This is a genomic window from Jannaschia sp. Os4 (genome assembly GCF_016820245.1).
GTDB lineage: Bacteria > Pseudomonadota > Alphaproteobacteria > Rhodobacterales > Rhodobacteraceae > Jannaschia.
Map to the genome: position 1 here is coordinate 420,373 of NZ_JAFCAR010000003.1, position 12,140 is coordinate 432,512.

12 protein-coding genes are annotated in these 12,140 nt (G+C 69.3%); 3 read left to right on the plus strand and 9 right to left on the minus strand.

Annotated elements, in window-relative coordinates:
- Window positions 1–49: 49 nt before the first annotated feature.
- The gene (gene pncB / locus JQC91_RS07025) at window positions 50–1,336 is read left to right on the plus strand and encodes a nicotinate phosphoribosyltransferase (protein ID WP_203286089.1); all 1,287 of its coding nucleotides are present in this window, start codon (window positions 50–52) and stop codon (window positions 1,334–1,336) included.
- Here pncB and JQC91_RS07030 read toward each other — a convergent pair.
- From JQC91_RS07030 to JQC91_RS07055, 6 genes are all read right to left on the minus strand, one after another.
- Window positions 1,333–2,352: a hypothetical protein gene (locus JQC91_RS07030; protein ID WP_203286090.1), complete on the minus strand. Its 1,020-nt coding sequence runs from the start codon at window positions 2,350–2,352 to the stop codon at window positions 1,333–1,335. The two genes, pncB and JQC91_RS07030, sit on opposite strands and share 4 nt — an antisense overlap.
- A 1,129-nt stretch (window positions 2,353–3,481) precedes the next feature.
- Entirely contained in the window at window positions 3,482–4,066 is a 585-nt protein-coding gene (locus tag JQC91_RS07035) for a queuosine precursor transporter (protein WP_203286091.1), read from the minus strand.
- A 104-nt stretch (window positions 4,067–4,170) separates the two neighbouring features.
- Window positions 4,171–5,355, minus strand: coding sequence for an amino acid aminotransferase (locus tag JQC91_RS07040; RefSeq protein ID WP_203286092.1), 1,185 nt, complete (start codon window positions 5,353–5,355; stop codon window positions 4,171–4,173).
- Window positions 5,356–5,368: 13 nt separating this feature from the next.
- A complete protein-coding gene (locus tag JQC91_RS07045; RefSeq protein WP_203286093.1) occupies window positions 5,369–6,226 on the minus strand; it encodes a sulfurtransferase in 858 nt (285 codons plus the stop codon).
- A gap of 54 nt (window positions 6,227–6,280) precedes the next feature.
- On the minus strand, window positions 6,281–6,487 hold the full coding sequence (locus JQC91_RS07050; protein ID WP_203286094.1) for a dodecin family protein: 207 nt from the start codon (window positions 6,485–6,487) through the stop codon (window positions 6,281–6,283).
- A 67-nt stretch (window positions 6,488–6,554) separates the two neighbouring features.
- Complete coding sequence (locus tag JQC91_RS07055; protein WP_203286095.1) at window positions 6,555–7,463, minus strand: LysR family transcriptional regulator; 909 nt, start codon at window positions 7,461–7,463, stop codon at window positions 6,555–6,557.
- Between the two features lie 131 nt (window positions 7,464–7,594).
- Between JQC91_RS07055 and JQC91_RS07060 the strand changes: the two genes are divergently transcribed.
- Window positions 7,595–7,744, plus strand: a complete 150-nt coding sequence (locus tag JQC91_RS07060) for a hypothetical protein (RefSeq protein WP_203286096.1) — start codon at window positions 7,595–7,597, stop codon at window positions 7,742–7,744.
- Between the two features lie 33 nt (window positions 7,745–7,777).
- Here the strand turns inward: JQC91_RS07060 and smpB are convergent, their stop codons facing one another.
- The 3 genes from smpB to dapA all read right to left on the minus strand — a co-directional run bounded on the left by smpB (window position 7,778) and on the right by dapA (window position 10,013).
- The gene (gene smpB, locus JQC91_RS07065) at window positions 7,778–8,251 is read right to left on the minus strand and encodes an SsrA-binding protein SmpB (RefSeq protein WP_203286097.1); all 474 of its coding nucleotides are present in this window, start codon (window positions 8,249–8,251) and stop codon (window positions 7,778–7,780) included.
- A gap of 69 nt (window positions 8,252–8,320) precedes the next feature.
- Complete coding sequence (locus JQC91_RS07070) at window positions 8,321–9,079, minus strand: hypothetical protein (RefSeq protein WP_203286098.1); 759 nt, start codon at window positions 9,077–9,079, stop codon at window positions 8,321–8,323.
- A gap of 61 nt (window positions 9,080–9,140) precedes the next feature.
- Entirely contained in the window at window positions 9,141–10,013 is an 873-nt protein-coding gene (gene dapA / locus JQC91_RS07075; RefSeq protein WP_203286099.1) for a 4-hydroxy-tetrahydrodipicolinate synthase, read from the minus strand.
- Window positions 10,014–10,177: 164 nt separating this feature from the next.
- Here dapA and JQC91_RS07080 point away from each other — a divergent pair, with 164 nt between their 5' ends.
- A complete protein-coding gene (locus tag JQC91_RS07080; RefSeq protein ID WP_238941362.1) occupies window positions 10,178–12,133 on the plus strand; it encodes a lytic transglycosylase domain-containing protein in 1,956 nt (651 codons plus the stop codon).
- The last annotated feature ends 7 nt before the right edge of the window (window positions 12,134–12,140 follow it).

Here is a 12,140-nt window from a genome sequence, read left to right on the forward strand (position 1 = left end):
GCGCCGCCCCCATGCTTTCAACGCCCCCGAGGGACCCGGGGGGACGACCATGGACATCGCCACGCGCGTCTGGAGCCACAAGTGGAAGCTGGACCCCATCGTCCGCTCCCTCATCGACACCGACTTCTACAAACTGCTGATGTGCCAGTCGGTGTTCCGCAACCGTCCCGACGTCACGGTCACCTTCTCGCTCATCAACCGCACCACCGCCGTCCCCCTCGCCCACCTCATCGACGAGGGCGAGCTGCGCGAGCAGCTCGACCACATCCGCACCCTCTCCCTCACCCGCGGCGAGTCGACGTGGATGCGCGGCAACACCTTCTACGGCAAGCGCAGCATCTTCCGCCCCGACTTCATGGACTGGCTCGAGGGGCTGCGCCTGCCGCCCTACCACCTCGAGCGCGTGGGCGACCAGTACGAGCTCACCTTCGAGGGCGCGTGGCCCGAGGTCATGCTCTGGGAGATCCCGGCGCTCGCCACCATCATGGAGCTGCGCGCCCGCGCCGTCCTCCTCGACATGGGCCGGTTCGAGCTGCAGGTGCTCTACGCCCGCGCCATGACCCGCGTCTGGGAGAAGATCGAGCGCCTGCGCCGCCTCGACGGGCTGCGCATCGCCGACTTCGGCACCCGCCGCCGCCACGGCTTCCTGTGGCAGGACTGGTGCGTGCAGGCCATGTCCGAGGGGCTGGGCGACCGCTTCATCGGCACCTCCAACTGCCTCATCGCCAAGACCCGCGACCTCGAGGCGATCGGCACCAACGCCCACGAGCTGCCGATGGTCTACGCCGCGCTGGCCCGCGACGACACGGAACTGGCCCGCGCCCCCTACGACGTGCTCGCCGACTGGCACGAGGAGCATGACGGCAACCTCCGCATCATCCTCCCCGACACCTACGGCACCGAGCGCTTCCTCGAGCGCGCGCCCGACTGGCTCGCGTCGTGGACCGGCATCCGCGTCGACTCGGGCGACCCGGCGGCCGCCGCCGAGGCCGCCATCGCGTGGTGGCGCGCGCGCGGCGAGGACCCGTCGGGGAAGCTCCTGATCTTCTCCGACGGCCTCGACGTCGAGGTGATCGAGTCCCTCCACGCCCGCTTCTCGGGCCGCGTCCGGGTGTCCTTCGGCTGGGGCACGATGCTGACCAACGACTTTAGGGGTTTGGTCGGCGACCGGCTGGCCCCCTTCTCCTTGGTCTGCAAGGCCGTGGCGGCGGACGGCCGCCCCACGGTCAAGCTCTCGGACAACGCGGCGAAGGCGATGGGGCCGGAGGCCGAGGTGGAGCGGTATAGGCGCGTGTTCGGGGTGGGGGTGAGCGAGGATATGGGGGTGGTGGTTTAGTCGCTTCTATAATCCATTCTGCCTTCAGCGAAGAATGCGGCAGCTACATCAAGTCGTCGATAAAGGCCAAGAGAAATCTTTGCGAAGGCAAGAACATTATCCCCGCACATAGACAGGACTGTTCTGTGTGCAATAATGCCCATCTCCTCGTTTAGCTCAGCGGTATACTTAAGGATAGTATTGCTGTGAGCGTTCTCTGACGAGAAATCACGTGCCGACTGCGTGAGTAGTTTTGTCTTCTGTAGGTAGGCTTTTAGTATATCATGGGCAAGTTTGGTCGAAGGTCGATTGTTAAGGTGTCGCTTGACCAACACCGAAGTCTGATCAAGCTTATCGTCCTGACCGCGCATCTCTACCGCTCCCGGGGAATGATAATCGATCCCCTCAAGACCAAGGCGTTGCTCATTTGGAATACAGTTTGGAAGGCTGCTGAAGAGGTGTAGATAGCTTGATCCACCGCGGAGGGGGTATTCCTGGAACGCTGAAATTGCTCGTCCCTTGTAGGCCTGCGAGATTCCGCCGTCGGCATGGTTTCTCACCGTGGCCAAGAAGGCGTAGACCTCGGCATATTTCTTGTAGAACGCTCCGAACTCATCCAACTCCCAATCCCCGTCGATATACATCGTCTGCGTGCTTTGAGATGAGCTATCTCGAAAGGCGTCAGATGTGTGCGATCGAGCGAAGATACCTTTCCCAGGAAGCGCGTCGGCCGGCGGATTGCCTTCCAACTTGTTCATCATGACAGTATCACCTTCCCAATCGCTTGATGCGAAGTGGAAAAGTCGGCGATTAGTCGGATAGCTGAATAAATACTCCAGATCGACGTGATCACGGAAATATCTATTCCAGTTTTCTTCGGTCAAAGATACAACGAGAAAATCTGAACCCTCAATTGTTCCGGGATCAATCGCAAGTCCAAGGCCTTTAGTCCTTCCAATCTCGAGAGCGATCAGCTGCGGCTCGTCAATGAAGGTAAGAGTATCAAGGTATTTTGCCCGTGTCCGTCGTTTAGCCATCAGTCGACAACCTCATAGACGTAGTCAGTCATACAGGTTTCGGAGTATCGCCAAAACTTGATGTGACCTTCACGGTTAAGTTCAGAGCGCCCTGCCCCCACAGGTACATCAACGCGTGCGAGCTTCTTCCCTCGAAGGCGCGGGTACTGCCGGGCAATCAAAAGGCCCGGGCATGAATCGTTCATAAACAACGAACATGCCGCCAGGGTGCAAGGATCAGCGTTCCTTCGTTCTTCACCAAGCTCTGCGAGGGACGCAAAATGCTGCTCCGTGACTTCGGGAACAGTCTTTACGGGGACAATCCTCACAGCCTGAGGATATGCCGCGTCAACCGCTGATCCTGGAGGGCAACTTGGAGGTACTTCGGGTGGATAGTGGACTTCCTCAGCGGGCGAGTGTCGGCTGGTATCGTCGGAGGGCAGTTCGTCCATAGTGTCGGGCACCTAAACTACTGCTGAGCCGGGCGTCCAGTCTATTGATCAAAATGCTGTCGGATCGCTGAGCCTGCGCCAGCAAGCACAGGGCAGATGGACCCGACTGCTTACCCAAACCGTCGAGGCATCGCGCCCAACTGGTCGTCGATGGTAGCAGCCGCCCACCCGACGGCGTTCTCGACCAAGGGTCGGCACATCCCCAACCCAAATCCTAACCAAACCTTACCGCCCCCCGTATGTCCGTACGTATGCACGGTGTATGTACAGGGGATGCACGGGGGGCGCCCCCCTGCGAACGCACCCGCCCGGCCCCGGACCATCCCCGCTTGCGCCGCCCGCCGCTCCATGGCGTCCCGCCCGCGCGAATCCTTCGCACCCGCAGCATCCGGCCCCGCCGGAGCCCCGATATTTCCGTACATCCTCCGTACGAACCGTACGAAACCCCCTCCGCGCTCTGTACGAAACGTGAAGAAGGCCGCCCCGAGAGGCGGCCTTCCCAGAAGATCAGGAGGTGGGGTCGGTTAGAAGTCACCCTCACCTGCGACGGTTTCCCGCCCGAGGGCTGCCTCAGGCGCGGACCTCCGCAGCTGTCCCGACACCATTCTCCACCATCGTCTTCGACACTGGATCACCTCCTTTCTGCATGTTTCAGATAGGGGGCAGATTGGACCACATCTCGTGTCGGTCAAGCCCTGTCACGCCAGATTTCGCGTGGCGATCCGGAACGGCACCAGCGCGCAGAGCGCCACGCCCAGCTTCACCGCCCAGTCCGCCAGCGCCATGCCCACCCAGAGCGGCCCCACCGCCGTCTCGGCCTGCGCCCAGCCCATGTCGCCCCAAGCCGTTGGAAACGCGACGAAACCGGCGAAGGCGATCGTGAAGAACAGCGCCGTGTCCAGCGTCGAGCCGATCAGCGTCGAGGCCAGCGGCGCCTTCCACCACGGGCGGTGCGCGATCCGGGAAAAGACCGCGACGTCAACGAGTTGCGCGCACAGGAACGCCACCCCGGAGGCCAGCGCGATCCGCAGCGGCACCAGCGGCCCGAACTCGCCCACGATCTGCGAGCCCACGACCGAGCAGGCCAGCCCGACCGCAAACCCCCACAGCACAACGGTTTTCGCCGCGCGCGCCCCCCTCCGCCGGTTGGTCAGGTCGGTCACGAGGAAGGCCAGCGGATAGGTGAACGCCCCCCATGTCAGGTAGCCGTCAGCCAGCAGGAACTGCACGCCGACATTGGAGGCCACCACCACGGCGGCCATCGCGAGGATGGGGAGGAGCATCTGGTCTTTCCCGTTTTTCACATGGTGCCCGGGGATCCGGGACGCGGGGACATGGCCCGCCGGAATGACGGGCCGCGCCTCCTAGGCCACGCGCCGGGCCGGGTCTAGACCCCCGCCGCCACGATGGCGTCCGCCAGCACCGGCACCGTCCTCGCGTTCAGCCCCGCGATGTTCAGGCGGCTGTCGCCCACCATGTACACCCCATGGTCCCGCCGCATCGTCTCCACCTGCTCCGGCGAGGCCCCCAGCCGCGAGAACATCCCCCGGTGCGCTGCGAGGAACCCGAAGCGGTCGCTCCCCGTCCGCGTCCGCAGCGCCTCGGCCAGTTGCCGCCGCAGGTCGAGCATGCCGTTGCGGATGCTCGACAATTCCCCCTCCCAGTCGGCGCGCAGCTCCGCGTCCGACAGGATCTCCGTCACCACCCGCGCCCCGTGGTCGGGCGGGAAGGAGTAGTTGAGCCGGTTCAGCGCGGCGAGCGCCCCCTGCGTCACCTTCAGCCGGTCCGCCGACGGCGCCATCGCCATCAGCAGCCCCGTCCGCTCCCGGTAGATGCCGAAGTTCTTGGAGCACGACGCGGCCACGATGGCCTCCGGCACCGCGCCGATCAGGTGACGCAGCCCGGCGGCGTCCTCCTCCAAGCCGTCCCCGAAGCCCTGATAGGCGATGTCCACGAAGGGCGTCGCCCCCGTCTCGCCCAACAGTGCCGCCACCTCCCGCCACTGCGGCAGCGACAGGTCCGCGCCCGACGGGTTGTGGCAGCAGCCGTGCAGCAGCACGACGTCCCCGGCGGGCACCCCGCGCAGGTCGGCCATCATCCCGTCGAAGTCCACGCCGCCCGTCGCGTCGTCGAAGTAGCGGTAGCGCCTCACCGGCATCCCGATGTGGGACGCGATGGCCGGGTGGTTGGGCCATGTCGGGTCGGGCAGCCAGAGCGTCGCCCCCGGCGCGGCCTGCAGGATGAGGTCCAGCCCCTGCCGCACCGCGCCCGTCCCGCCGGGCGTGGCGACCATGGCGAGGCGGCCCGCGGGCCGCGCATCGCCCAGCACCAGCGCGGAGAGCGCGTCCGAGAAGGCCGGATCGCCCGCGAGGCCCACGTAGGACTTGGTGTCCTGCCGCTCGACCAGCCGCGCCTCGGCGGCCTTGACGGCGCGCATCACGGGGGTCCGCCCGTCCGCGTCGCGGTAGACGCCGACGCCGAGGTCGATCTTGGTGTCGCGCGGGTCGGCCTTGAACGCCTCCATCAGCGCGAGGATGGCGTCGGGCTTGGCGGGCTGCAGGGTCTCGAGCATCGGCCGGTCTCCTCTAGGCGTCGCCGGTGGCGACGGGCAGGTCGGGATACATGCCCCACTCGGCCCACGAGCCGTCGTAGAGCGCATGGTCGTCGTGGCCCAGCACCGCGAGGCCGAGGTTCAGCACCGCCGCCGTCACGCCGGAGCCGCAGGTCGTGATCACGGGACGCGACAGGTCCACGCCCGCGTCCTGATACGCGGCGCGCAGCTTCGCGCCCCGCTTCATCGTCCCGTCCGCCTCGAACAGCGCGGGGAAGGGGAGGTTGAGCGCGCCGGGCATGTGGCCCGCGCGCAGGCCCTTGCGCGGCTCGGGCGCATCGCCGCGGAAGCGGGCGGCGGCGCGGGCGTCGAGCACCTGCGCCTCGCCCAGCTTGAGCGCGCGGGACACCTCGGTGACGTCGCGCATCAGCCCGGGCTGCGGCGCGGGGGTCATGTGGCGGTCCTTGATCGTCGGCGGCTCGGACGTGACCTCGCGGCCCTCCGCCCGCCACTTGGCCAAGCCGCCGTCCAGCACGGCGGCGCGTTGGCCGAACAAGCGGAACAGCCACCAGAGGCGGGCGGCGGAGAACACGCCCTCGCCCCAGCCGTCGTAGATCACCACGGTGTGCCCGTCGCCCACGCCGATGCGGCGCATGCGCGAGAGGAACTTCTCGACCGGAGGGGCGGTGTGGGGCAGGGCGGAGCGGGCGTCGGAGACGTCGTCGAGCGCCACGAGTCGCGCGCCGGGGATGTGCGCCGACCCGTACTCCGCCACCGGGTCCCGGCCCATCGCGGGCAGGTACCACGACGCGTCGATGACGCGGGTGTCCGGCGCGGGCAGGCGCTGCGCCAGCCAAGCGGTCGAGACGAGCGTTTCGGGATCGTCGGTCATGCGGGCCCTCCGGGGAGGGGGCTAGCGCCCGGCGGGGCCGGGCGCAACGCGGGCTCAGTCGTCGTCGAGGACGAAGGTGACCATCATGTTGACCTGGAACTCGGAGATGCCGCCGTCGGAGACGCGGACGTATTGCTCCTTGACCCATGCGGACTTCACGTTCCGCAAGGTGGCGTTGGCGCGGGACACCCCCTCGCGGATGGCGTGCTCGAACGACTCGGTCGAGGTGGCGGAGATCTCGGTGACGCGTGCGACGGACATGGCGGTCCTCCCTGTTGAGGGGGCCAGCCTGCGCCAAGACCGGGCCCCTGCGAACCCCCGGCGTCCGTCAGGCGCGCCATTCCGCCGGCATCGCGGCGAGGGTCCGCTCCACGGCTGTGGCGCAATGGGCGAGGAAGGCGGCCACGTGGGGCGCGTCGGCGGCCTGCCGGGACCAGAGCATCCAGAAGGGCTGGGACATGCCCGGCTCCTCGAAGCAGAAGGCGAGGCGCGGGTCCGCGTCGCCGGTCGAGCGGGGCAGCAGGCCCGCGCCCTGTCCTGCCGCCAGCAGACTCTGCATCGCGCCCATGCCAACGACGGTGGCGCGCGCCGCGTCCGGGCCGCCGGGGCCCACGCGGTCCTGCAGGTCGGCCAGGAAGGGCAGGTGGCCGGGGGCGATCCCCTCGTAGAGGACGGCGTCGTGGCGGGACATCGCGCCCGCGTCCGCGGGGCGGCCCCGGCGCGCGACGTAGTCGGTCGAGGCGTAGACCGCCCAGCGGTGGTCGGTCAGCTTGCGGGCCACCAGCGTGTCGCCCACGGGCCGCGCGATGGCGCGCACCGCGATGTCGGCCTCGCCGTCCTCGAGGCGGCGGAGCACCTCGGATTCGTCGATCTCGAAGCGGATGCCGGGATGGTCGGCGCGGAAGGCGCGGATCACTTCGGTCAGGTGCCCGACCACGCCCGGCGACATGGTCAGGCGTATCGTCCCGGTGATGTTGCGGCGCAGCCCGTCGGCCCGCCCGTGCAGCGCGGTGGCCGCCGCCTCCATCCCCTCCGCGTCGGCGAGGAGGGCGCGGGCGTTCGCGGTGGGGCGCGCGCCGCGGGGGCCGCGCTCGAACAGCGTCAGGCCGAGCGCGTCCTCCAGCCGCTTGAGGCGGCGGCCCACGGTCGCTTGGTCCGTGCCGAGGCGGCGGGCGGCGCCCAAGGCGGACCCCTCGCGCATCACGGCGAGGAACACGGGGAGGTCGGACCAGTCCATGCGCGCGGGTGTAGCGCATCCGCCGGGGGAGGGGGTCTGCGATTTCGCAGAGCGGGTCGGCGGCGACGCTGCTTCTCCGGGGGCGGGGGCGGGCGCAGGTCGGCGGGGTCAGACCCGAAAGGAGACCTCCAATGCGCCCCGTCTTGATTCTCGCCCTGCTCGCGCTGCCCCTCGCCGCGCCGGCCGCGGCCATGCCGACCTTCTCCACCCTGCTGCCGACGGTGGAGTTCCCCGACGAGCCGGTGCGCCTGCCGCGCGCGCGGGCCGAGGTGGGGGGCTGACCCCGGCGGCGCGGCCGCGCGGCGGCCCGGGCGTCACCCCTCGCGGAGCAGCCGCGCCTTCTGCCGCTGCCAGTCGCGCTTGGCCGCCGTCTCGCGCTTGTCGTGGGCCTTCTTGCCCTTGCCGATGCCGACCTTCATCTTCACCCGCCCGCGGTGGTTGAAGTAGAGGACCAGCGGCACGGCGGTGTAGCCCTCGCGCTGGGTGGCGTTCCACAGGCGGCTGATCTCGCGCTTGGAGGCGAGCAGCTTGCGGCGCCGCGTCTCCTCGTGGCCCCACGTCACGGCGGGCGCGTAGGGCGCGACGTAGGCGTTCACGAGCCACAGTTCGGCGTCCTTCACCTCGACGTAGCTCTCGGCGATGTTGGCCTGCCCCTCGCGGAGCGACTTCACCTCCGAGCCCTGCAGCACGATCCCGACCTCGAGGTCGTCCTCGATGGCGTAGTCGTAGCGGGCGCGCCGGTTCTCGGCGACGACCTTGTAGTTCTTGTCTTTGTCGTCCTTGGCCATGCGGCCCACCTAGGGACGCGCGGGCGCGGCGTCCACGGGTGCCGGATGATCCTCCTCGTCGCCGCGCCTTCAGTCGAGCAGACGTTCCTGTATCTGGGCCTCGATCCGCTCGAGTTCCGCATCGGCAGGATAGCTGTCAGACCCGGCGGACCTGCTCACGCGACTTGGATCGTAGCCCGCCGCGGCGGGGTTCCCCATGTGCTTCCTTTGGGTTCCGCTGCCGTAGAGGTGGGCGTTGGGGTGGTCCCAATATCGTTCTTTCCCGTCGAACCATTCCACGTCGCACGCCTTGCACATACGCTGTCCGTAGGCTGCGGGCTCCGCGATCAGCTTCCGAGTGTCGATCCAAACCGCCCTCGTGCCGAGATCCTCAGTCAAGTTCAGGAGTTCGGCATAGGCGTAGAGGCCCGCGCGCATCTGGGCGACAGACCGGCCGCGCCTCTCGTCGGAGTTCCAGATCTGCGAAAAGGGGCGGTACGTCACCAGGGTGGTGAACGGGATCCCACGGCTCGCGCAGTAGGTGTAGGTGAGGAGGAGCTTCTCGACGAGCTTCGAGCTATCGACGAGCGTACGGGCCGGCAGGACGTCGGATAGGCGATCGAGGGTCTCCCAGTACCCATTTGCGCCCCGCACTCGGGCCCAGACATCGCCGCCCGGCATGCGTCCCGCCGCTGCTTCGTCGCCGTGGCGCCGTCCGCCCGGCTGCACGAACGCATGGAGCTCGCCTGCGTGGAAGACCTGCCCGGTCGGGTCGTGTCCGAGAATGCACCCCGCGAGCGTCGAGCCCGTATGGTTCGCTCCGGCGACGAAAACGAAGTCCTCCATCATTCTCCCTTTGCTCTCCGGATCGGCGGGAAACCTCGGCGAGGGGGACGGCCTCCCTCGCGGCTCAATTCAGCAGCCCCGCATGGCGCATCGCGTCGTCGATCCGGGTCTTGGTCCCGTCCGAGGGCGGCAGGATCGGCAGGCGGGTCTCCTCCGAGCACTTCCCGAGCCTCGACAGCGCGTACTTGGCCCCGGCCAGCCCCGGCTCGAGGAAGATCGCCTGGTGCAGCGGCATCAGCCGGTCCTGTATCTCCAGCGCCCGGGCGTAGTCGTTGGCCGCGCAGGCCGCGTGCATCTCCGACAGCAGCCGCGGTGCCACGTTGCACGTCACCGAGATGCAGCCCACGCCGCCCTGCGCGTTGAACCCGTGCGCGGTGGCGTCCTCGCCCGAGAGCTGCACGAAGTCCGCCCCGCACGCGATCCGCTGGGCCGAGACCCGGGCGAGGTCGCCGGTCGCGTCCTTCACGCCCACGATCATGTCCAGCTTGGCCAGCTCGCCCATCGTGGCGGGGCTCATGTCGATCACCGAGCGGCCGGGGATGTTGTAGATGACGATCGGCAGGCCGACCTCGGCCAGCGCGGAGAAATGGGCGATCAGCCCCGCCTGCGTCGGCTTGTTGTAGTAGGGCGTCACCACCAGCGCGGCGTCCGCGCCGCAGTCCTTCGCGTGCTCGACGAAGCGCAGCGCCTCGGCGGTGTTGTTGGACCCCGCGCCCGCGATCACCGGGACGCGCCCGGCCGCGCGGGAGACCACCGCCTCGACCACCGCCTCGTGCTCGTCGTGGGAGAGGGTAGGCGACTCGCCCGTGGTGCCCACGGGGACGAGGCCGTTCGATCCCTCCGCCATCTGCCAGTCGACCAGCGCGTCCAGCGCGTCGAAGTCCACCGCCCCGTCCTTGAAGGGCGTCACCAAGGCGGGCATCGAACCGTGCAGCATCGGGCGTCTCCTTCCGGGGGCAAAGTTGGGCGGGAACTAGCCGGGCCTCCCCCCTCCCACAAGCCGCGCGTTGCATCCATGTCACGGCCTGTTCAGAAAGCGTCCACCTGAGGGGTGCTAGGGGTTTCGACATGATTCGTTTTGCTGCCGCGGCCGCCGCCGCGATGACTTTGTCCGTCGCCGTGGCGGGACCCGCCGCTGCCGATCCCGACCTCGCGGCCGCGCTGGCCCATGTCCGGGCCGGCAACGCGGACGCGGCCCGCGCCGTGCTGCCGCGCATCGACACCGCTGCGGGGCGCGACGTCGTGACGTGGCACCTGCTGCGCGCCCGCCAAGCCGACTTCGCCGCCGCCGAGTCCTTCGTCGCCCGCAACCCCGACTGGCCGGGGATGCCCTACCTCCGCGCACGGGTGGAGGCGACGATCCCCGCGACCACCGACCCCGCGCGCATCGTCGCGTGGTTCGAGGGCGACGGCCCCCGCACGCCGCGCGGGGCGCTGCTGCACGCCACAGCGCTCAAGTCACTCGGCCGCACCGAGGAGGCGGAGGCCGCCGCGATCGAGGCGTGGACGACCATCCCGATGGCCGCCTCGTCGCAGTCGGGCTTCCTGTCGCTCTTCGGGGAGGCCTTGGCCCCGTTCCACGGCGCCCGGCTCGACCGCATGGCATGGGAGGGGGAGACGGCGTCGGCCGAGCGGATGCTCGACCTCGTCGACCCGCGCGAGGCGGCGCTCGCCCGCGCGCGCATCGCGCTCCGCGAGGAGCGCAACGGCGTCGACGCGCTGATCGAGGCGGTGCCGGAGGATCTCCGCGCCCACCCCGGCCTCGCCTTCGAGCGCTACCGCTGGCGGCTGGAGAAGGGGCGCCGCGCCGACGCGCTGGACCTGCTCTTCGCCCACGACGAGAGCGCCGACAGCCTCGGCGACCCGTCCGTCTGGGGCGTCCGGCGCGAGCGGATCGCCCGCGACCTGATGACCGACGGGCGCGTCGAGGACGCCTACCGCGTCGCCGCGAACCACCACATGGACGTGACGGACCGGAACTTCGCCAAGACGGAGTGGATGGCGGGCTACGTTGCGCTGCGCCATCTCGACCGGCCGGAGGACGCGGCCGAGCACTTCCGCCGCTTCGACACGGCGGTCGCCTCGCCCATCTCCAAGGGGCGGGCGGGCTACTGGCTGGGCCGCGCGCTGGAGGCGGCGGGCGACGAGGCCGGGGCGCAGGCCGCCTACGGGATGGGCGCGCGCTACCAGACGTCGTTCTACGGCCAGCTGGCCGCCGAGAAGATCGGCGCGCCCGCCGACCTGCTGCTCGCGGGGACGGAGGCCTTCCCGCCGCTCGAGGAGACCGGCGCCGCCGACAGCAGCGTGCTCGCCGCCGCGCTGGAACTGCACGAGATCGGCGAGCTGAACCTCGCGGAGCGGTGGCTGACCCACCTCGCCGAGGGGCTGGAGCGCGACGAGGTCGGCGCGCTGATCGACCTCGCCCTCGACGAGATGGAGGAGCCGCACGTGGCCCTCATGATCGCCAAGCGCGCCGCGCAGGCGGGGCACGAGCTGCACGAGGGCTACTTCCCCGTGACCGACCTCGTGCAGTCGTCGGTGGGCGTGCGGCCCGAACTGTCGCTCTCCATCGCGCGGCGCGAGTCGGAGTTCGACCCGGTGGTCATGTCCGGCGCGGGGGCGCGCGGCCTGATGCAGCTGATGCCCGGCACCGCGCGGGAGATGGCGGGCAAGGTGGGCGTGCCCTACGCGCTGGGCCGCCTGACCTCCGACCCGCTCTACAACGCGCGGCTCGGCGTGGCCTATCTCGACGAGCTGGAGGAGGAGTTCGGCTACTCCCCCGTCCTCGTCCCCGCCGCCTACAACGCGGGCCCCTCGCGGGCGCGGCGCTGGTCGGCCAACAACGGCGACCCGCGGGCGCGGGCCGTGGACGTGGTCGACTGGATCGAGGACGTGCCCTTCAACGAGACGCGCAACTACATCATGCGCGTCTCCGAGAGCCTGATCCCCTACAACGCCCGCCTCGGCGGGACCGTCGAGCGAATCAACCTGACGGACCTGCTCAAGCAGGGCTACGGCGAGCTGGCCGGCCTGCCGGACGGGACGCAAGGCGGCTGACCGCGCC

Coding starts and splice junctions, on each gene's coding strand:
- dapA (WP_203286099.1), bottom strand. CDS start 10,013: ATGCTGCACGGTTCGATGCCCGCCTTGGTGACGCCCTTCAAGGACGGG.
- JQC91_RS07055 (WP_203286095.1), bottom strand. CDS start 7,463: ATGGACTGGTCCGACCTCCCCGTGTTCCTCGCCGTGATGCGCGAGGGG.
- smpB (WP_203286097.1), bottom strand. CDS start 8,251: ATGGCCAAGGACGACAAAGACAAGAACTACAAGGTCGTCGCCGAGAAC.
- pncB (WP_203286089.1), top strand. CDS start 50: ATGGACATCGCCACGCGCGTCTGGAGCCACAAGTGGAAGCTGGACCCC.
- JQC91_RS07070 (WP_203286098.1), bottom strand. CDS start 9,079: ATGATGGAGGACTTCGTTTTCGTCGCCGGAGCGAACCATACGGGCTCG.
- JQC91_RS07080 (WP_238941362.1), top strand. CDS start 10,178: ATGACTTTGTCCGTCGCCGTGGCGGGACCCGCCGCTGCCGATCCCGAC.
- JQC91_RS07040 (WP_203286092.1), bottom strand. CDS start 5,355: ATGCTCGAGACCCTGCAGCCCGCCAAGCCCGACGCCATCCTCGCGCTG.
- JQC91_RS07035 (WP_203286091.1), bottom strand. CDS start 4,066: ATGCTCCTCCCCATCCTCGCGATGGCCGCCGTGGTGGTGGCCTCCAAT.
- JQC91_RS07060 (WP_203286096.1), top strand. CDS start 7,595: ATGCGCCCCGTCTTGATTCTCGCCCTGCTCGCGCTGCCCCTCGCCGCG.
- JQC91_RS07050 (WP_203286094.1), bottom strand. CDS start 6,487: ATGTCCGTCGCACGCGTCACCGAGATCTCCGCCACCTCGACCGAGTCG.
- JQC91_RS07030 (WP_203286090.1), bottom strand. CDS start 2,352: ATGGCTAAACGACGGACACGGGCAAAATACCTTGATACTCTTACCTTC.
- JQC91_RS07045 (WP_203286093.1), bottom strand. CDS start 6,226: ATGACCGACGATCCCGAAACGCTCGTCTCGACCGCTTGGCTGGCGCAG.